Genomic DNA, 18500 nt, shown 5'->3' on the forward strand with positions numbered 1-18500 from the left:
CATTGATGAAATCAATTTGCCGATTTCGTCGCTGGAATGTGCTTGCAGGTCTTGTGTCAGATCACCTTGGGCGATGCGTTCAGAGGCACTGACAGCTTTATTTAAACCACGAACGATGCTGCTGATAATGGCTAATGACAGGGTGACACCGATAATCATGCCGACGATGGTGACGATGCTCATCGTACTGATGGCCTTCGCTTCTTCTTTTTCCACGGTGTCGATAGCGTCTGCGGTGAATTTTTCAACTTCAGCCAGCACGTTGCTGAGATCCTTGTTGAGCTGTTCTTCCAGTTTTTCCACTTCTTCTGCAGCTAAGGCAGCTTCGTGCAAATTATTTTTTGCTACCAGTTGGAAAATCGCTTCTACTTTTCGATCGTAGCTGGCATGGGCTTTTTCCAACGCGATGATTTGTGTCAACAGCTTGGTGAACTCTTCGATTTGCTCTTTGTTGTGCGCGGTGTCCAAGCCCTGTTTTGCAATTTTCTCAGCTTCTTTTAGTTCTTCATCAACAGTGGCTCCCAGCTTCTTAAATTCTTCCAGCGCTTTTTGGTAACCTTCACGCGCGGTTTTTTCTTCAGCCAATACGTTGCCATAGCGCAAAGCTTTTTCCATAGTGATGGATTGTTCCAACTGATGTTCGGTAATACTCGTCATGCTCTTGGTTAGAGGCATGTCGTTGCTGGTGATATCGTGAAGTTCATTACCGATGGATTGCAAACTGCTGATGCCGGTGGCAGTCAGGGTCAGCGCGGCGATAATCAGGGTGCTGGCGAGAATAATGATTTTTGATCTTACAGACAGATTGATAAGCATGTTCATAGTACTCTCCTGATCCAGAATTAAAGCGTCACTACCATGTTGTTGTTGAAGTACAGCAATGCTTGGTTTGGATGTGCTGGTTACTACTGTTGCATGGTAGGTTTTCGTCTGCCGCCGGGATGGTTGAATGTAACTCAAATGTAAACTGCGAGATTAGTCTCAAACAAAACGTGACGTTTTTTGAGGATTTGAAGTTTTTTGTCTTGTAAATGCCTGGTTTTGCCGGCCAGTTCACAGTTTGTTGAGCAGAAAGTGAACTAGTCACTAATGGTGGGCATATGCCCGCGCAGGATTTACAATAGCCGTCTCCCTTAATTTCCAGTGAATTGTAAATTGCATGCTCTATCCCCTGATCAAACCAGTGTTATTCCGTCTTGATGCTGAGCGCGCGCATCAATTGACCCTGAAATCATTAGACTTGCTCCAAGGTCTTGGGCTGGCCGGTTGTCTGGCCAAAGCCAAGGTTGAGGATAGCGTCGAGGTCATGGGCATCCGCTTTCCCAATCGGGTGGGTTTGGCGGCGGGCCTGGACAAGAATGGCGAGCACATTCTCGGGTTGGCGGCGCTGGGGTTCGGTTTTGTCGAGATCGGTACCGTGACGCCGCGCCCGCAGCCGGGCAATCCCAAGCCGCGTTTGTTCCGGGTGGTCGAAGGCGAGGGCATTATCAATCGCATGGGGTTTAATAATCTTGGGGTGGATTACCTGCTCGAGCAGGTGAAGCGGACGCCCTTTGATGGAGTGCTTGGCATTAACATCGGCAAAAATTTCGATACGCCCATTGAAAAAGCCACCGATGATTATTTGATTGGTCTGGAAAAGTCCTACGATCTGGCCAGCTACATCACGATCAACATTTCTTCGCCCAACACCAAGAATCTGCGCCAGTTGCAGCAGGGTGACGAAATGCAACTATTGCTCAGCTCACTGAAAAATCGCCAGCAGCAATTGGCTGCCGAGCGTGGTCGCTACGTGCCGCTGGTGGTGAAGATTGCCCCCGATCTGGATCACGAGCAAATTAAAACCATTGCCCGTCTGCTGAAAGAAAACGGCATCGACGGCGTGATTGCCACCAACACCACCATCGGTCGCGAAGGCGTCGAAGGGATGAAAAATGCCAATGAAACAGGCGGCCTGAGTGGCGCGCCGCTGACGCACAAGTCAACGGAAGTGGTGCGGGCGCTGAAAGCCGAGCTGGGCGAGGCGCTGCCCATTATCGCTGCTGGCGGCATCATGTGCGGTGCCGACGCCGTGGCGAAAATCGAAGCGGGAGCCAAACTGGTTCAAGTCTATAGCGGTTTGATTTATCGCGGTCCGGCGCTGGTGAATGACGTGGCCAGCGCGTTGGCGAAGATGCGATGACCGAATTTGTCCAGCCGGATTACCAGGGCGCAGGGCTGATTAATTTAATCAGCAGTATTCGTCTGGCCAGTGGTGATCCAAGCAGCGCACATCCGCCTTTGGCCGGGTTGCCGCTGGAACCATTGCAGCAGGCGCAGCATCTGGTGCTGCTGGTGATTGATGGCCTGGGCTACGATTTTTTGCAGCGCCAGCAAGGCAGTTTTTTACAGCGGCATTGTCAGCAGTCGCTGACATCGGTGTTTCCAACCACGACCAGTGCGGCGATTACCTCGGTGATGTCCGGGCTGGCGCCCGCGCAACATGCGCTGACCGGCTGGTTTATGTACCTGCAGGAGCTGGGGGCAGTGACTGCGATTCTGCCGTTCACCTCTCGTTGTGGCAATGTCAGTTTTCAACGGCAGGGAATCGACATCAGTCAGGTGGTGGATGCGACGGGTTATTATTCGCGGCTGGATCGTCACGTGTATGTGGTGAGTGAACAGCGCCTGTTGAATTCGCCATTCTCCAACTGTTTTACCGGATGTGAATAATCTGGGCTACGACAATCTCGCTGGCTGTTTCAAACAATTGAACAAGGTGCTGGCTCAGGATAGTCGTACGTTCAGTTATGTCTACTGGGCGCAACTGGATCACGACGGTCATGTGTACGGCATGAACAGCCCGCAGACGCAGCAGCATTTTGCGGAACTGGATGCTGCGCTGGAAGCGCTGGCCGATTCGTTGGCTGGCAGCGATGCTTGTGTGCTGATTACTGCCGACCATGGTTTGGTTGATACGGAGCTGACTCAGGTGATTCACCTGGAACAACACCCTGAGTTGCAGGCGATGCTCAGTCATCCGTTGTGTGGCGAACCGCGTGCGGCGTACTGCTATCTCAAACCTGGTCGAGAAGCTGCGTTTGAAGCCTATGTTCAAACCCATCTGCAGGAGTTTTGTGAGGCTCGTCCCAGTCGGGAGTTGGTGCAGCAGGGGTATTTTGGACCCGGCGAGATTCATCCCAAATTACTGGACAGGATTGGCGATTACACCTTGCTGATGAAATCCAACTACGTGATCAAGGATAGGCTGCTGGGGGAAAAAGCTTTCAATCAGCGGGGCGTACACGGCGGTCTGAGCCGCCAGGAGGTTTACATCCCGCTGATTTGTTTGACGGGCAGTGGCTAGCGGCTAGCCCATGGTTTCGTAGGAGTTGTTCCAATCATCGTCGTCATCCAAAAACTCGGCGGTGATTTCGTCGATCTCGGCGTCCGGTTCTTCAAGACCCCCGCTCCAGCTATCAGGCGTTGCGCATTCCTCAATGGTCATTCCTTCCCACTCAGAAAATGAAAGCTCGTCCATGGTGCCGTCAAAGTATTGAATTTCTATGGCCTCTGCATCATCGTCAATGTCAACGATCAGAAAAGGTTGCCCCTGATCCGGGTGTTGATACCACTGGTCGACGATGGGAGAAAGTTCGTTCAGCATAGCCCCGTCTCCTTTTTTGGATGATCAAACTGAGCATAGAATTGCGGCTGCTGGTTTGCAAATTCATGCCCCAAAAAACATTAGCTAAATTGGTGTAACAACCCATCCAGTATGTACTGGATGGCCAGGGCGGCGAGCAGCAGTCCGAGGACGCGACCAACCACATTGGTTCCGGTTTGCCCCAAGATGGCCATGATTTGGGCCGAAAAAATCAGGGCGATGTAGTGCAATATCAACACAAGCGCCAAGGTGCCTAGCACAATGCCGATCAACGGCGCTTGTTCTTCGGCTTCGCCGAGCAGAAGCAACAGCGTGGTCATGGCACCGGGGCCGGCGATCAGCGGAATGGCCAGGGGAAACACGCTGATGTCGGTACGCTGTTTGGCTTCGGATTCTTCGCCATGGGTGGTGGAGCGCAAACCCGATTGGCGGGCGAACACCATGTCGATGGCGAGTAAAAACAGCAGCACGCCACCGGCAATGCGAAATGCATCCATGCTGATGCCGAGGCTGCCCAACAAAACGTGGCCACCCAGGGCGAACAAAAATAATAAAATTGCTGCGATCAGTGTACCGCGCAGGGCGATGGCCCGGCGTTGGGCGACGGTTTCGTTTTGCGTCAGGACAGCAAAAATCGGCGCAACCCCGATGGGGTCCAGCACCACAAACAGCACAATAAAAGTATTGATAAAAAATTCCAGCATGAAGACTCCGCAATGCCGTGCATACACGTTAGCTGCGGCATTTTGTATGCCAGGCTTTAGTTGTTTGTCGCCTGCTGGATGAAGGTTTTGCAAACCTCGTTGAGGTAATCGCCGGCCCAGCGGCCAAAGAAATTGACCTTGCGCACGGTGTAGTGATCCTGATCATAGCGATCAGCGGGCATGAGGTAGCCGATGTAGTCGCCGTTGAATCCGGTGACCCAGGTATAAACGCCGCGCTCTTGTCCCCATTGCTCTAAACGTTGGGTGAGTTCATTGGCGTAATCGGCGGGTTGACCGAATAAAAACAGCGGACCAATGCGCAGTGCGTGGATATAGCTGTTGCGGTCATGGAATACCGCGCCAACCAACAATGGGCTGAGTCGCCATTGATCGCCGATGCGAAATTGCTGACTGGGTAATTCCACCGGAATGAGTGCAACGTCGAGCACGGCCTGATCGGCCTGCCATTGCGCTTGCTGTTTCTGTTGCGCAAACCACTGAACCAAGCGGTCGCTCATGTCCTGCATTTGTGCGAGTTGTGTTGTCACTTCGCCATCGGGAATTTTTCCGTGACCGATGGGCAAGGCACCGCCGACGCCGCCCGAGGCAAACAGCACCGGACTGTTCAATTGTTTTTCCAACAGCGATTGCAGCAGGCCAGGATAATCACCGCTGATTTGATGATTGAGTTTGCCTAAAAAAGTGGCGTGCGCGTTAAAGGTGATGAGGTTGGCCAGTGGTTGGTTTTGCGCATCACGCATTTGCAGCCAGTGCAAACTGCTGCGTTCGTTGTGGCCATCTTGGTGGAGTTGGTTGTAGACAAAACTGTCAGCCGTGGCCGCATCCATGTCCAGGCGTTGATAGCGCAATGAAATGGGTTGCTGTTGGCTGCGGCTTTGACGGGCAATGTCGGCCAGCGACTGGGTCAGTTGACGGAAGTAGCTCGCGTTAAATTCGCCCAAGGTTTGTTGTTCCACCAGACCGTGCGCGTATCCTCCCGGACCGGAATGGGTGTGGGTCGCGGTAAAAAATAATTGCTCGCGGGGAATGTGGCTAAGCCGACTGACTTCGTCGACCAATTCCGGCATGGGCAACAATAACTCGGCTCCGAGCAGCGTGACCTGCTGCGTCCCGTTACTGATGGTGATGGCCTTGGCATACACCGGGCTGAGTGCGCCCTGATTTTCTTTGGGATCACGCGCCGAATAACCACCCATCGGCGAACCCGGCGCGGGCGTAATGTCGGCACTGGCGAAGCCCCCGAATAGCGGCAAGGCTTGCTGCGGGTATTGGCGAGTCTGCAATGGTGCCAGGGTGTCGTGTGCGTAGCTGGTGTCAGTATACGGGGTATCATCGACCGGCCACGGGCCAATGCCCACAATGCACAGGCTGCAAACCAGCAACAGCAGGATGATTAAGCGGCGACGACGGGTAATCTTGTTCTTCAGCATAGCGGAGAAGTTTAGCAGATTGTCGCCGGTTATCTGCACAGACGCTGTCAGTGGTGGCTGATATAATCGCCAACCGAACGCGAAGGGAAGAAAGCATGAAGCATTTGATACTGGGGGGCGTACGCTCGGGAAAATCGGCCTATGCCGAGGACCTGGCGCAACGCAGTGGGCTGGAGGTGTGTTACATCGCCACGGCTCAGGCCTGGGACGACGAAATGCGTCAGCGCATCGAACTGCACCAGCAGCGGCGCCCTTCGGCCTGGCGTGGAATAGAGGAGCCGTTGGCGTTGGCCGAACGACTGACGGCCGAGGCGGCCAGTCACCGCTGTTTGTTGGTGGATTGTCTGACGTTGTGGCTGACGAATCAGCTGATGAACCAGCCGTCGCCGACCGCGATGGCGCAGTTACGGCAGCAATTGGTCGCTGCCGTGGTGAATGCCCCCGGACAGATTATTTTAGTAAGTAACGAAACCAGTTTAGGCGTGGTTCCCATGGGGGAGTTAAGCCGCCGTTTTTGCGATGAAGCAGGGCGCTTGCATCAGGCGCTGGCGGCAGAATGTGATCGGGTTAGTCTGGTCATCGCTGGACTGGCTCAACAGTTGAAAGGATAAATATGTGGTTTGAACAATCGGTGGCATCCGTGGATGTTGGGGCTCAACAGCGAGCCAGCGAGCGTCAGGGGACGTTAACCAAACCACCTGGTTCATTAGGTCGGCTGGAAAGTTTGGCTATTCAATTGGCCGGACTGCAAGGTCGGGAGTTGCCGCAAATTGATGGTGTTTACATCGGTGTTTTTGCCGGTGACCACGGCGTGGCTGACGAAGGTGTGTCAGCGTTTCCGCAGGTGGTGACTGGCGAAATGGTGAAAAATTTTGCCCGTGGTGGCGCCGCGATCAGTGTGATGGCGCGTATGCATCAAGCCAGGCTGGAAGTGTTTAACTGCGGCACCGTTGGCGAATTAGCACCGATGGACGGTGTACTGGATCGTCGTGTCGCCGCAGGTACGCAAAATCTTGCCAGGCAGGCGGCCATGAGCGAAGCGCAACTGCAGCAGGCTTTGGCTATTGGTCAGGAAGCCGTGACGCGGGCCAAGCAAAATGGCGCGAACGTTTTTATCGCGGGTGAAATGGGTATTGCCAATACCACTGCGGCCACGGCAGTGGCGTGTGCGTTATTGTCTAAACCGGCTGCGCAAATTGTTGGTCCAGGTACTGGCATTGATGCGGCGGGTGTGGCGCACAAGGCGCAGGTGATTGAACAGGCGTTGGCGCTGCATTCGCTGGCTGCAAATGCACCACTAGAGGCATTGCGCTGTGTGGGTGGATTTGAAATTGCCGCGATGACTGGCGCCTATATCGCTGCTGCGCAACAAGGCATGACTATCGTGGTTGATGGGTTTATTGCATCGGCGTCGGCGCTGTTGGCTTGTCGCATCAATGCTGGCGTACGCGATTGGATGGTGTTTGCCCATGCATCGGCAGAACCCGGTCATGTAGCGATGATGAATGCGTTAGATGCAAAACCGCTACTGGATCTTGGGATGCGTTTGGGTGAAGGCAGCGGTGCGGCTGTTGCTGTGTCTCTGTTGCAGGCGGCGTGTGCGCTGCATGGACAAATGGCGACGTTTGCCCAGGCCGGCGTTTCTGAAAAATCCAATTAAAAAATCGGCCCTGAACAGGGCCGATTTTTTTTCTACTGTTGTCGCTGTTAATCAAAACTCGCCGCGTAAATCGCGATGCTCACGATAAATTTCTACACACTTGTTGATCACGGCATAGAAAGGATCCCAAACTACCATGGTAGTAATCCAAAGGTAGATGGTTAATACGTGCATCGCCGCAAACCAGGTGCTGGTGATGTTCATAGCATAGGTGACGATTAGCAGCATGACACCAAAGACGACACGTAGAATTCGATCGAATGGGCCGATGAGGGATGCTTTGATCATAGGCTGTCTCCTGTCCTAGGGGGCACTTTAAGTGGTGCAATAGCCGCACCGTTGTTACCAAAAAAATTTCAGACTGCTATGTATTGCATCGTCTTCCGGACAAAAAACTAGACCGAGAGTGATCGTCTTTTTAGGGATGATTTCTTTGTTTAGCGAGGGGTTTTGCGCTGGAGTAATTGAAAAATATCCTAATTTGAACAGGTTAGTTTGATTGTTGTGAGATACAGTATTTGGTCTGGATTTGTTCTAATTTGCAGATGGACCGCTATTCAAAGACCAAGTAGCCGATCTGTTTCCTGGAGTAATTTTTGGCCATCAATGGGTTTGGTAAAATAAGCGCTGAAGCCGTGGGCCATGGCATATTCAACTTCTGCGGGCATAGCATTAGCGCTAATGGCGACAATGGGTAGTTGTGGATTGGTATGGCGCAATCGTTGAGTGGCTTCAATGCCATTAATGCCGGGTAAATTGATATCCATCAAAATCAAATCGTAATGATGCTGAGCGATGAGTGCGAAGCCTTCTTCGGCACTGGTGCTGGTATCTAGTTCAATTTGTGGATTTTTTTTATAGAACAGTTTGACTAGCTTGAGATTGGGGGCATTGTCTTCAATGTATAACACACGACGGCGTTGGTAAGTGGCGCAAGTGTGGCTCTCGGTCACAGATATCCCCCCCAAAAAATCTTTTGTATATTTCCCAGCAGCTGTCGTTGTGACAGACGAAAAATAACGACGATTCCTATTTATCTGCGATTCGGCGGAAAAGCTGAGCGGTAAAATCACAAAATGCGAATATTTACGCAAAAATTTTGTGATTACTACCGTTTGGCTTTTGGATGCAGCGTGGGAGGGGTTTTGCTGGGGCAGGGCAGGCTGATGGAAAAGGTACTGCCTTTGTTGATTTGGCTTTCGGCCCAAATGCGTCCGCCCATCTTTTCCAGCAGGTGGCGAGTGGTGATCAGTCCAATGCCGGCACCCTCCACACCCTCGGAGTAGGCGTCAAAACGATTAAATGGTTCAAACAGATGGTTGATTTGTTGGGGTTTAAGTCCTTTACCGGTATCACTAATACTGATGACAAATTCACCGTTGGGTTTAGGGTTGCAGCGAATGGTAATTCTGCCGTTTTGTCGATTGTATTTGATTGCATTGGATAGCAGGCTGATCAACACTTGTTTGAGACGCTGTTCGTCGGCATTAACCAAATTGGATTGTTGATAGGCGCGGATGATGCCGATGTTGCGTTTCTCCATCATTGGCTGTAGCTCGTTCAAACAGGTATCAAGGATTTGGTGACAATCCAGGGTGCGAATCTGCAAATTCATCTGTCCGGATTCGATTTGTGACAGATCTGAAATGTAACGAACCACCGACAGGATATGATTGCCTGAACGGTAAATTTCGCCGGCAAAATCTTTGATCTCTGCTTGAGTGATGCGATCAGACGTTAAGTCCATGATACTTGAAAAACCGATGATGGCATTCAATGGTGTCTTTAGTTCCGTGGCAACGCGGGACAGAAAATCGAAGCTGGATGGGCGAACGCTATGATTATGGGGGCGCGTTTGGACAGTGAGCAGTAGATGTTTATCCAAAGGAAGCCCAGGCATGACCAAGCGCTGCAATTTGCCACTGAGGCCGAATGTCTCCAGATTAATTTCCAAAGGCTCGGGAGCAATGCTATCCAGTTCCTTTGACAATGCAGTTCGATCGCAATGAGGTATTAATGCGTACAGATTTGTATCCTGTGGTGTGTTCTCCGGGAAAAAACGCTGTGCTGCGCGATTCATTGCAGACAGGGAGGCGTACTCGTCAAACAACAGAATGGGTTGCTGGTAAGCATTGTAAAGCGAATTAAACAAACCCTTTTGGGTATCGCAATCTGGCTTGGCAAATTTGTTAGTTGGTTTTCCGTTTTCCACGCGTTGATCCTTGCGTAAGCCGTGATGGCAGTGGGTTCTCGCAAAATCTCTAGTGGTTATCGAAATTGGGTGGGAAATAATTAGCAGACAAAAATTGAGAAAAACCGCCCTGGTGGGCGGTTTAAGCATTTAGCGAACACGTGCTGGCAGGATGTTTTTTAACTCATTGCGGGTGTTGCGAATGAGTTCTTCCGTGGTTTCCCAGTCAATACAGGCATCGGTCACCGATACACCGTATTTCAGTTGTGACAAATCCTGTGGGATAGGTTGATTGCCCCAGCCCAGGTTGCTCTCCAGCATGAATGCCAGGATGGAGTGATTGCCGTTTTTGATTTGTTGTACCAGATCTTCAGTGACCAAAACCTGTTTGGCTGGATCTTTGGACGAATTGCCGTGGCTGCAATCAACCGTGATGTTGAGTGGCAGTCGAGCCTTGCGCAATTCATTTTCAGTTTTGCCGATGTGTGGTGCATCATAATTAGGAGTACCGCCGCCACCGCGCAGAACCACGTGCCCATAGCGGTTACCACGGGTATGAAATACTGCGCACTGTCCGTTTTGGTTGATGCCGAGGAAGTGGTGTGGGCGAGATGCCGAGTGCAGTGCGTTGATCGCTACATCCAGGCTACCATCGGTGCCGTTCTTGAATCCAACCGGCGTAGACAAGCCGCTGGCCATTTCACGGTGCGTTTGTGATTCGGTGGTACGCGCACCAATCGCAGTCCAGGTGATCAGGTCGGACAAGTATTGCGGCGTGATGGGATCAAGTGCTTCAGTGGCGGTAGGCAATTCCATTTCCGCAAGTTGCAGCAGCAAACTGCGCGCAGTGTGCAGACCCTTTTCTATATTAAAAGAGTCATCCATGTTCGGATCATTGATGAGTCCTTTCCAGCCGACTGTGGTACGCGGCTTTTCGAAATAGACGCGCATCACTAGATACAATGTATCGGATACTTCGTCAGCGAGCTTTTTCAGGCGACGTGCATAGTCAAGCGCAGCGTCTACATCATGAATGGAGCAGGGACCCAACACGACAAACAAGCGGTGATCTTTGCGGTCCAGAATATTGCGCAGGGTTTGACGTCCTTGAAGGACAACCTGTTCAGCGCGGGGTGTCAGCGGATGCTTTTGCTTAATTTCATCGGGCGTGGGCAACAGCTGCTGCGAGATAACGTTGATGTTGCTGATTTCTGCTTCGGACATGACTATTAACAGGCTAACTACACTATTATAAAGGTCGTGTATTCTCCCTTTCTTTGCCCGGTTGGACAAGGTTTTTTCGCAGAGGTGGTTCAATTTTAGCCAAAAAATGGGGAGTTTGCTTTGGTTGTCCTTGGGAAAACGTCCGAGATGTGACGAAAATCCCAATCCGGTCAATATATTGCATCTATAATGGGTTCGTATGATCTGGTAGAGACACCTTTAATATGTATCCTTTTCAGGAGGGGATTATGTTTAAAAAGACGTTGTTGGTGGGCGCGGTATTGGCGGGTCTGGGGATGCAATCGGTACAGGCTGCGGCAATTGACCTTAACAGTTTGACTGGCGGACAGGCTGCGTTCAAAGCACTGAGCGAGGATTTGACCTCGGCACTGAGTTACAAGGCCATCACGCCAGCCGAGCCACTGGGAATTCTTGGTTTTGACGTGGGTGCCGAGTTGACACTGACAAAACCTGCGAACGATGACAAGTGGGCCAGTGCGATCGGTGAATCCAGCGTTTCTATGTTGCCAATGCCCAAACTGCATGCACACTTAGGTTTGCCGTTTGGTATTGATGTCGGCGCGGTGTATTCCAATTTGTCAGTCGCAGACATCAGCTATTTTGGCGGTGAGCTTCGCTACAGTTTTGTCGGCGGTAACACGCTGTTGCCCGCTGTGTCTGTGCGCGGCACCATGACCAAAATGAGTGGTGCAGATCATCTTGATCTGGATACCAAGGGATTGGAGCTGAGTATCTCCAAAGGCTTTTTGATGATCACGCCCTATGCAGGTATTGGTCAAGTTTGGGCAACAAGCAAACCCGGAGCTACATTTAAAGCTCTACCTGCTCCAGCAACACTGTCGGATGTGGATGTTAGCCAAAGCAAGTGGTTTGTCGGTGCCAATATCAACATGGGTCTGATGAACTTCGCGTTTGAAACGGATAAAACCGGGGATGCCAGCTCGTACAGTGCGAAAGTTGGTTTGCGCTTCTAAGCACAACGTTACCGCGTTTCCGAAAGCGCCCTTTTTAGGGCGCTTTTTTTTGTTTGGTGAAAACCGAGGCGAGGGCGGTGATGCAGGCTATTATTGTCAAAGCGGGTTTGTTTTGATAGTACGGACTCAAAATGTCGTTGGGTTTGAGTTGAGCCACACTATTTTTACCACAACTGATTGTGGATTCCTGTTGAGTGATGTGTTGGTTAGGGGGAAATCTTGGTTGTCGGTGTAATAAGCATGTCGAAAATTTTTTGTGTCGAGAGATTTTGTCTGGCGGAATGTTAGGGAAAAGGTTTTCCGTGTTCCTTTTTCTGATGTTGAGAGACAAAAAATCAAAATTCAGGGGACCAAAAATGGAAAAATTTGCCTCTTTGCGAAAAAAAATTGCCAAAAACTGGAAAACTTTTCAAAAAAAACCAAAATTTCTTAAAGTAATGTACAATTTTTCCGAAAAAGGTTTGCGTGAGAAGTAGTTTTTTGTGATGATAAGTTCGCTATAATCTTGGGGACGCTATAAGGAGCAAAAAGTTATGGCAAAGAAGAAAGCAGGTAAGAAAAAGGCAGCTGCTAAGAAGGCAACTTCTGCAGTTTCCAAAGTGAAAGCAGTTGTTGCCAAGAAAAAGGCAGCTGCTGCGAAGAAAAAGGCAGCAGCAGCAGCTAAGAAAAAAGCAGCCGTTGCTAAGAAGAAAGCAATGATGCTGAAGAAGAAAGCAGCCGCAGCCAAGAAAAAAGCTGCAGCCGCTAAGGCTCGTGAAGCAGCCATTGCCCGCAAGGAGAAGGCAGCCGCTGAAAAAGCTGTCTCTGCTAAGAAGTCCGCCAAAGCTAAAGCCTTGGCCGCTTTCGAAGCCAAGTGGGAAAAAGCGTGGGAGAAGAAAGCTAACGCTAAAGCGAAAGCTGCTTCCAAGCGCAAAAAAGCAGGTCCAAAGAAGCGTAAGGCTAAAGCTGCTAAGGCATAAGCCCGAGTTTTTGATGACCGGTTTGAAAAGGGCTGCCCAGGGGTGGCCCTTTTCATATTAAGGTAATGGCTACATTAGTTCGACAAGAACTTTTTCCCCGGCGTTTATCCCTTTGTTGTCCCTATCCAAAATGATGTAACAGTTGGCCTGGCTCATTGATGTCAGTACGTGAGATCCTTGTGGCCCGGTTGTCTTGACGCACAATTCATCTTCGTCGTAGCACAATATGCCCCGTTGGAATTCAACTCTACCCGGACTTTTTTTAAGTTTGGACAGGCAGCGCAATGTCAGACGAATCGCAGAGCGTGGCGTTTCACCGGACATTTGCTGTAGCGAGTTGGCCAAAAATTGTTGAAATGTGACCATGGCGGAGACTGGATTGCCGGGTAAACCGAAGAAAATTGTTTTGCCGAGCTGGCCGAAGGCGAGCGGTTTGCCAGGTTTCATCGCGATTTTCCAGAAATCCACTTGGCCGCGTTCGGCGAGTATCTGTTTGATGTAATCGGCGTCGCCGACGGAAACACCACCCGTAGTGATGAGAATATCGGCGGCATGGGCGCGTGAAAACGCATCGCGAATGGCTTGCGGCTGATCAGCGACAATGCCCAGATCGTCAATGTCGACATTGTGCTGTTGCAGCAGACCGAGTAATGCGTATCGATTGCTATCGTAAATCTGGCCGGGTTGCAGTGTCTCGTCCAGCATTTTAAGTTCGTCTCCGCTGGAAAAAAACGCTACGCGCAATCGTCGTGCAACCGTGACAGTGGCAATGCCTAACGAGGCTAACAATCCCATGTCGGCAGGTTTGATGCGATGTCCGGCGGGAAAAACGACATGATTTTTTTTGATATCTTCGCCGGAGTGACGGACGTTATCACCCGCACGATGCTGATGACCGATGACAATATGCGATGCATGTACTTCGACGTGTTCTTGCATTAATACGGTATCGGCCCCCGCTGGAATTGCCGCACCTGTCATGATGCGCAGGCATTGGCCGGCTTGTAATTGGCCAGGATAGGGCGCGCCAGCGAAAATTTTGCCGACAATTTCCAGAGCTCGACTGCCTTGAGCGGGGATATCGGCTGCACGGATAGCATAACCGTCCATGGCCGAATTGGCGTAGGGCGGAACGTCCATGGGGGAGGTGATTGGTTTGGCGAGTACTCGATTGAGTGCGTGCTCAATGGCGACGATTTCTGTCTCGGCAATCGGTGTGACCAGATTTTTTATGCGCTCGCGAGCCTGTTCCACCGTAAGAGAGTTTGGATCATATTCATCACACGGCTGGAGTTTGGATGTGTCACTACTCATGATGGTTTCCTGTAAAAATGGCTGGCGAAGTAGCCGAGAATAAATTCCACAATTTCATTTGGCTTGTTGACGTCGAGTTGCGGGATGATCGGGGCGTCGTTTGGTCGCTCATCGCAGGCCAGGGCAATGATGCGCGGGTCTTGTAGGCACAACAGCGGCTTGCCAAGCGATGGCCGATGTATTTCTATGCGCGGTATGGATTCGTGTTTGAATCCTTCCACCAGAATTAAATCCAGTTGGCGTTCATCCAGTTGCTTGATGAGTTCGTTCAAATTTGGTTCGGCATCCGGGCTGGGATTTTCGTGGATGAGTGCCCAGCGTTGTGCAGAGGCCACGATGGTTTGCGTTGCGCCAGCATGACGTAATCGATAGCTGTCTTTGCCGGGGTGATCAATGTCGAAATCATGGTGGGCATGTTTGATGATCGCTACCCGCAGCCCCTGTTGTCGAAACAGCGGAATGATTTTTTCCAGCAGGGTGGTTTTTCCACTGCCGCTGTAAGCAACAAAACCGACGATGGGGGGAGAACTATTAGCGGGCATGACGAATCCGTGATTCGAGTCTGTTCAGATCATCGGGAGTGTTGATATTGGCAAATTGCTCCGCAGAGTGACTGCAATCGAGTTCGGCAAATCGCTGGGTTTGCAGCCAGCGGTAAACCGCAAACTCCTGGCGGCGTAATGCCTCCTCCATGCTGGCAACACAGCTTGTTTCCATTTGCATGCTTAACAATTGCAGGCGCTCTCCATCATGGGGAACGGCGATGGGGCATTGCTGGCGCAGGCGTTCAGCCGCCAAGCGGGAAAACAGGTCCAGCGGTAACAGCGGCGTGTCGCAGCTCACGATTTGAGTGACAGGGTGATTGATGTGTGGCGCACAACTGACTATGCCGGCCAGCGGCCCGGCGTAATTTTGATTGTTGTCAGCGATGATCGGTAAACCAAATTGCTGGTAGTGTTCGGGGTGATCGTTAGCGCTGATCAAAATTTGCGGAATATCTTTAGGAATGCGCTGCAGAACGTGTTGAATCAGCGGTGTACCGTTGAGAGGCAGCAGACTTTTGTTTTTTCCGCCCATGCGCGTGCTTTTGCCGCCGGCAAGTACGATAACGCAAAGGGACTGGTGAAACGCGAGTGTGTTGGGCATGGCAAATGAAAATCACTGTTTGCGTGCTGGAGTTAGTCTACGTTCTATCATGAGTGTCGCGTATCGGCAAATGTTCAGGAAATTTGTGCCGCATCGCGACCGCGTTGTTCATCGACGCGAGTTAGCAGCAATAATCCGCCGATAAAAAACAGGGTTGTGCACAGCAGCGCCAGTCGATGATCACCGTCGCTGAGATAGGTCAACACTCCGTAGCTGAGTGGGCCGATAATTGCCGCCAGTTTGGTTGCCAGTCCCCACAGACCAAAATATTCTCCACTGCGTGCAGCGGGCGAGAACATGCCGACCAATGCGCGTCCGGCACTTTGACTGGCCCCCAGCGCCAATCCAATCAAATTGGCGACGATCCAGAAGGTGAGGCGCTCACTGGAAAAGTACGCCAGCAGCATTGCTGCAATCCAAATCAGTAAGGTTAAAATCAGAGTTCGCTTGGAACCGATGCGATCCTGTACGCGACCAAAAATAAAGGCACCGATTGCTGCAGTAATGTTGACGACCAGGATGAGCAAAATCGTATCCTGGGTTTGAAAGCCCATGACTTCCTGGGCGTAAATGGCGGCGAGCACGATGACGGTGTTGATGCCTGCAGTGAAAACCGTGAGTGCGATCAGAAAGCGAAACAGGTCCTGATGTTGGCGTGCGTGCGTTAAGGTGTGTCGCAGGCGTTGATAACCTGTAGCTACATAGTCTCTGGCGCGAAGCTTTTGCTGCGCTGTTGCACGCTCTTTTAGCCACAGCAGTGTGGGGCTGGCGGCCAAGGCAAAGGCGGCGGCAACAATGAGCATGGTGACGGGCACAAATTGCTCTGCGCTGTCGCCCCGCGCCTGCGCAAGGTTGACGTAGTACAAACACACGCCTAGCACCAACAGGCCGCCGACATATCCCAGGGTCCAGCCAAAGGCTGAGATTCTGCCCATGTGATCTGCAGGAGAAATTTCCGGTAAAAATGCCGCGACCAGATTTTCTCCAGAGGCAAACATGAACGTGGCGAAAATAATCAGGCCGATTGCCAGCGCGATGTTACCTTCACCACACAAAGACAGCAGCGCGGTAAAGAGCACACAGCCCAAGGTGGAAAATGCCAGGAAGCGTTTTTTATTGGCGCTGTAATCGGCAATGGCGCCAATGATGGGAGCGCTGAGCAGCACCAGCAAATTGGCGCAGGCGATGGCCAGCGTCCATAATAAGGTGGCAGTGCCGTTGCTGTGCTGGCCAGCGATGACGCCAACAAAATAACTATTAAATATGGCGGTAAGTACCACGGTGGCGTAGCCTGAATTGGCAAAATCGTACATTGCCCAGGCGATAATTTCTTTTTTGGGAGCCATTCTGGTAGTCTGCGCGTTCATCTTAACCATTGATTATTAGTGAGTTTTGACTCATTCTAACACGCCTTAAGAGGCTATAAATATTCCCCCTTTAATATTGGCGTCTCTCGAACAGGAATCAGGAACCCCTTAATGATGTCCACGTATTTGTTCAATTTCTTTCGCCTGTCCCTCGTGTTGGCAGCCGGTTTAAGTATCAGCTCTCTGACTTCGACAGCCTTGGCTGGGGCGACAGCGCCCGGCTCAGCTTTCAGCGATAGCGCAACTGCCGGTGGCGCCCAAGGTGGCGACGCCCGTGGTCAGTATTTGCTGGCCAAAAAATATCGCGATGGCGATGGTATTTTACGCAATTTGAATCGCGCCAAGCATTGGTTTGAGCGTTCCGCCCAGCAAGGGTTTGCGCCTGCCCAGATTGACTTGGGGCAAATGTATGCGCGTGGCTTGGGCATGGATGTGAATTATTCCAAAGCCGTCTACTGGTTTGGCAAGGCGGCTGATCAAGGGTATGCGGTGGCGCAGTTTAACTTGGCCAACATGTATCGTCGTGGTTTGGGCGTGAAGCAGGATGAAGCCAAGGCATTTCAGTTGTACCTGCAGGCGGCCGAGCAGGATTTCGCCGAGGCACAGTACAACCTGGGGCTGATGTACAGCAATGGTATGGGCGTAGAGAAAGACTTGCAGAAGGCATCAGAATGGATGTCCAAGTCAGCCAAGCTGGGCATGGCTCGCGCCCAGTATCAAATGGGTAAGTTGTATCAGGATGGCGAAGGTGTGCAGCAGGACCTGGTTCAGGCGGTTTACTGGTATCGTCGTGCGTCGTTGTCAGGCCATGCGGATGGTTACCGCGATGCGGAATTATTGAAAGTGAAGCTGACCGAGCAACAGCAGGTTCAGTTGGACAAGTTGGTACTGGGGGAGTCCATGGCGGCCAACTAGGTTGGTTCGCATCGGAGGGAAAGGCGCCTTCGGGCGCCTTTTTTGTGTCTGTTGTTTAGGCGAACGCGGGGAAGCCGCTACGCATCATTTCCCGCTTGGCGGTAAGCGCGGTTTCGGCCATCAGCAATTCTTCTTCCCAATCGTAAACCTCGGTCGGTGACGGTAGCGGCAGTTGTTCCAGGGGCTGGTTGGAATAAATTCGCACCAAGCGAACTTCTTCAATGTTGCCGGTGAGGTCAGGCCAGACCTCATGGAACATGTCTTGCGAACGGATGACTTGCCACTCATCAATCAGTTGGTAATCCGCGCTGAGGCGATCACCAAACGAACTGCCCAGGCCGGTTTGCGGCTCTGCAGTTTCTGGATGAGTGTGCTCGGTGTAGACGTAGACCACCAGCTTGGGTTTTAGGCGATTAATGTCGTCGCTGATATCGGAACAGGATGGCATCCAGGATGAAAAAACAACGTCAGCTGGGCCATCGTAGCCGGCCAAGGTGCCTGGCTGCTGGCGGTAGCAGTTTTCGTCCATGAAATTTTCGATCTGATTGGGTTTTTCTTTGGGATCGCGCAGACCAACCACTTGCCCTTGGGGCAGTTCGCGGGCCAGCAGTGAGCCGATGAAGCCGTTTCGTCCATGGGCATCGACCACGACGGGTTTGTCGGCAACCTGGGCGGCATAGTGCGCGATGGCCAGCATCTCTTTGCGCAGCGGGTAATAGTGGGCAACCGTGGGGCCATGAGTTTCGGGATCACGGTCGGCATTGCTAAACACCAGATAGTGCAGCGGCAGACCCTTGATGCGTTCCGCAAAATCAGCGGTTTTGTCCCAGGCAGCATGTTCTTTTTCCTGAAAACCGATGATGCGATTGAACATGTCGCGGGTAAAACCCTCCATGTTGCGGAGTATTTGAAAATTCATAGCCACCTC

General features: G+C 51.6%; 21 protein-coding genes. 8 read left to right on the top strand and 13 right to left on the bottom strand.

Annotated elements, in window-relative coordinates; translation table 11 throughout:
* The coding region (locus OEW58_07990) for a HAMP domain-containing protein (protein ID MDH5301285.1) at positions 1-822 on the bottom strand (822 nt) is incomplete at its 3' end.
* A 337-nt stretch (positions 823-1159) separates the two neighbouring features.
* Here OEW58_07990 and OEW58_07995 point away from each other — a divergent pair.
* Genes OEW58_07995 through OEW58_08005 form a run of 3 tightly spaced genes read left to right on the top strand, consistent with a single transcriptional unit; the run spans position 1160 to position 3346 of the window.
* A complete protein-coding gene (locus OEW58_07995) occupies positions 1160-2182 on the top strand; it encodes a quinone-dependent dihydroorotate dehydrogenase (GenBank protein ID MDH5301286.1) in 1023 nt (340 codons plus the stop codon).
* Positions 2179-2712, top strand: a complete 534-nt coding sequence (locus OEW58_08000; GenBank protein ID MDH5301287.1) for an alkaline phosphatase family protein — start codon at positions 2179-2181, stop codon at positions 2710-2712. The genes OEW58_07995 and OEW58_08000 overlap by 4 nt, the downstream gene beginning before the upstream one ends.
* The gene (locus OEW58_08005; GenBank protein MDH5301288.1) at positions 2705-3346 is read left to right on the top strand and encodes an alkaline phosphatase family protein; all 642 of its coding nucleotides are present in this window, start codon (positions 2705-2707) and stop codon (positions 3344-3346) included. Before OEW58_08000 ends, OEW58_08005 begins: the two co-directional genes overlap by 8 nt.
* A 3-nt stretch (positions 3347-3349) precedes the next feature.
* On the opposite strand, the gene OEW58_08010 is transcribed toward OEW58_08005, so the two are convergent.
* The 3 genes from OEW58_08010 to OEW58_08020 all read right to left on the bottom strand — a co-directional run bounded on the left by OEW58_08010 (position 3350) and on the right by OEW58_08020 (position 5840).
* Positions 3350-3646: a hypothetical protein gene (locus OEW58_08010; protein MDH5301289.1), complete on the bottom strand. Its 297-nt coding sequence runs from the start codon at positions 3644-3646 to the stop codon at positions 3350-3352.
* Between the two features lie 80 nt (positions 3647-3726).
* The gene (locus OEW58_08015) at positions 3727-4350 is read right to left on the bottom strand and encodes a MarC family protein (GenBank protein ID MDH5301290.1); all 624 of its coding nucleotides are present in this window, start codon (positions 4348-4350) and stop codon (positions 3727-3729) included.
* Between the two features lie 56 nt (positions 4351-4406).
* Entirely contained in the window at positions 4407-5840 is a 1434-nt protein-coding gene (locus tag OEW58_08020; GenBank protein MDH5301291.1) for a neutral/alkaline non-lysosomal ceramidase N-terminal domain-containing protein, read from the bottom strand.
* A gap of 56 nt (positions 5841-5896) precedes the next feature.
* Between OEW58_08020 and cobU the strand changes: the two genes are divergently transcribed.
* Positions 5897-6412, top strand: coding sequence for a bifunctional adenosylcobinamide kinase/adenosylcobinamide-phosphate guanylyltransferase (cobU, locus tag OEW58_08025; protein ID MDH5301292.1), 516 nt, complete (start codon positions 5897-5899; stop codon positions 6410-6412).
* 2 nt (positions 6413-6414) lie between these two features.
* Positions 6415-7461: a nicotinate-nucleotide--dimethylbenzimidazole phosphoribosyltransferase gene (cobT, locus tag OEW58_08030; GenBank protein MDH5301293.1), complete on the top strand. Its 1047-nt coding sequence runs from the start codon at positions 6415-6417 to the stop codon at positions 7459-7461.
* Between the two features lie 51 nt (positions 7462-7512).
* Here the strand turns inward: cobT and OEW58_08035 are convergent, their stop codons facing one another.
* The 4 genes from OEW58_08035 to OEW58_08050 form a co-directional block, all read right to left on the bottom strand.
* A complete protein-coding gene (locus OEW58_08035) occupies positions 7513-7749 on the bottom strand; it encodes a hypothetical protein (GenBank protein MDH5301294.1) in 237 nt (78 codons plus the stop codon).
* 269 nt (positions 7750-8018) lie between these two features.
* Positions 8019-8555 (bottom strand): response regulator, encoded by a 537-nt coding sequence (locus OEW58_08040; protein ID MDH5301295.1) that lies wholly within the window; start codon positions 8553-8555, stop codon positions 8019-8021.
* A 14-nt stretch (positions 8556-8569) separates the two neighbouring features.
* Positions 8570-9673: a HAMP domain-containing histidine kinase gene (locus OEW58_08045; GenBank protein ID MDH5301296.1), complete on the bottom strand. Its 1104-nt coding sequence runs from the start codon at positions 9671-9673 to the stop codon at positions 8570-8572.
* 129 nt (positions 9674-9802) lie between these two features.
* On the bottom strand, positions 9803-10876 hold the full coding sequence (locus OEW58_08050) for a 3-deoxy-7-phosphoheptulonate synthase (protein ID MDH5301297.1): 1074 nt from the start codon (positions 10874-10876) through the stop codon (positions 9803-9805).
* 248 nt (positions 10877-11124) lie between these two features.
* Here OEW58_08050 and OEW58_08055 point away from each other — a divergent pair, with 248 nt between their 5' ends.
* Together OEW58_08055 and OEW58_08060 are read left to right on the top strand one after the other, a co-directional pair.
* Positions 11125-11871, top strand: coding sequence for a hypothetical protein (locus tag OEW58_08055; protein MDH5301298.1), 747 nt, complete (start codon positions 11125-11127; stop codon positions 11869-11871).
* Positions 11872-12404: 533 nt separating this feature from the next.
* Positions 12405-12830 carry a hypothetical protein gene (locus OEW58_08060; GenBank protein ID MDH5301299.1) on the top strand — a complete coding sequence of 142 codons (426 nt, stop codon included), beginning with the start codon at positions 12405-12407 and terminating at the stop codon, positions 12828-12830.
* A gap of 69 nt (positions 12831-12899) precedes the next feature.
* Here the strand turns inward: OEW58_08060 and OEW58_08065 are convergent, their stop codons facing one another.
* The 4 genes from OEW58_08065 to OEW58_08080 form a co-directional block, all read right to left on the bottom strand.
* A complete protein-coding gene (locus OEW58_08065) occupies positions 12900-14144 on the bottom strand; it encodes a molybdopterin molybdotransferase MoeA (GenBank protein ID MDH5301300.1) in 1245 nt (414 codons plus the stop codon).
* Positions 14141-14686, bottom strand: coding sequence for a molybdopterin-guanine dinucleotide biosynthesis protein B (gene mobB / locus OEW58_08070; protein ID MDH5301301.1), 546 nt, complete (start codon positions 14684-14686; stop codon positions 14141-14143). Before mobB ends, OEW58_08065 begins: the two co-directional genes overlap by 4 nt.
* The gene (gene mobA / locus OEW58_08075) at positions 14676-15290 is read right to left on the bottom strand and encodes a molybdenum cofactor guanylyltransferase (protein ID MDH5301302.1); all 615 of its coding nucleotides are present in this window, start codon (positions 15288-15290) and stop codon (positions 14676-14678) included. The genes mobB and mobA overlap by 11 nt, the downstream gene beginning before the upstream one ends.
* 74 nt (positions 15291-15364) lie before the next feature.
* Positions 15365-16636 (bottom strand): MFS transporter, encoded by a 1272-nt coding sequence (locus OEW58_08080; protein ID MDH5301303.1) that lies wholly within the window; start codon positions 16634-16636, stop codon positions 15365-15367.
* A gap of 132 nt (positions 16637-16768) precedes the next feature.
* Between OEW58_08080 and OEW58_08085 the strand changes: the two genes are divergently transcribed.
* The gene (locus OEW58_08085) at positions 16769-17572 is read left to right on the top strand and encodes a sel1 repeat family protein (GenBank protein MDH5301304.1); all 804 of its coding nucleotides are present in this window, start codon (positions 16769-16771) and stop codon (positions 17570-17572) included.
* Between the two features lie 55 nt (positions 17573-17627).
* On the opposite strand, the gene OEW58_08090 is transcribed toward OEW58_08085, so the two are convergent.
* Complete coding sequence (locus OEW58_08090; protein ID MDH5301305.1) at positions 17628-18491, bottom strand: hypothetical protein; 864 nt, start codon at positions 18489-18491, stop codon at positions 17628-17630.
* Positions 18492-18500 lie beyond the last annotated feature (9 nt).

The sequence above is a fragment of the Gammaproteobacteria bacterium genome, from assembly GCA_029884425.1.
Taxonomy (GTDB): Bacteria; Pseudomonadota; Gammaproteobacteria; order S012-40; family S012-40; genus JAOUHV01.

Excerpts from the sequence above, each read along its gene's own strand:
- OEW58_08065 (MDH5301300.1), bottom strand. The coding sequence starts at position 14,144 with ATGAGTAGTGACACATCCAAACTCCAGCCGTGTGATGAATATGATCCA.
- OEW58_08015 (MDH5301290.1), bottom strand. The coding sequence starts at position 4,350 with ATGCTGGAATTTTTTATCAATACTTTTATTGTGCTGTTTGTGGTGCTG.
- OEW58_08035 (MDH5301294.1), bottom strand. The coding sequence starts at position 7,749 with ATGATCAAAGCATCCCTCATCGGCCCATTCGATCGAATTCTACGTGTC.
- OEW58_08060 (MDH5301299.1), top strand. The coding sequence starts at position 12,405 with ATGGCAAAGAAGAAAGCAGGTAAGAAAAAGGCAGCTGCTAAGAAGGCA.
- mobB (MDH5301301.1), bottom strand. The coding sequence starts at position 14,686 with ATGCCCGCTAATAGTTCTCCCCCCATCGTCGGTTTTGTTGCTTACAGC.
- cobT (MDH5301293.1), top strand. The coding sequence starts at position 6,415 with ATGTGGTTTGAACAATCGGTGGCATCCGTGGATGTTGGGGCTCAACAG.
- mobA (MDH5301302.1), bottom strand. The coding sequence starts at position 15,290 with ATGCCCAACACACTCGCGTTTCACCAGTCCCTTTGCGTTATCGTACTT.
- OEW58_07995 (MDH5301286.1), top strand. The coding sequence starts at position 1,160 with ATGCTCTATCCCCTGATCAAACCAGTGTTATTCCGTCTTGATGCTGAG.
- OEW58_08055 (MDH5301298.1), top strand. The coding sequence starts at position 11,125 with ATGTTTAAAAAGACGTTGTTGGTGGGCGCGGTATTGGCGGGTCTGGGG.
- OEW58_08085 (MDH5301304.1), top strand. The coding sequence starts at position 16,769 with ATGATGTCCACGTATTTGTTCAATTTCTTTCGCCTGTCCCTCGTGTTG.
- OEW58_08000 (MDH5301287.1), top strand. The coding sequence starts at position 2,179 with ATGACCGAATTTGTCCAGCCGGATTACCAGGGCGCAGGGCTGATTAAT.
- OEW58_08050 (MDH5301297.1), bottom strand. The coding sequence starts at position 10,876 with ATGTCCGAAGCAGAAATCAGCAACATCAACGTTATCTCGCAGCAGCTG.
- OEW58_08090 (MDH5301305.1), bottom strand. The coding sequence starts at position 18,491 with ATGAATTTTCAAATACTCCGCAACATGGAGGGTTTTACCCGCGACATG.
- OEW58_08010 (MDH5301289.1), bottom strand. The coding sequence starts at position 3,646 with ATGCTGAACGAACTTTCTCCCATCGTCGACCAGTGGTATCAACACCCG.
- OEW58_08080 (MDH5301303.1), bottom strand. The coding sequence starts at position 16,636 with ATGGCTCCCAAAAAAGAAATTATCGCCTGGGCAATGTACGATTTTGCC.
- cobU (MDH5301292.1), top strand. The coding sequence starts at position 5,897 with ATGAAGCATTTGATACTGGGGGGCGTACGCTCGGGAAAATCGGCCTAT.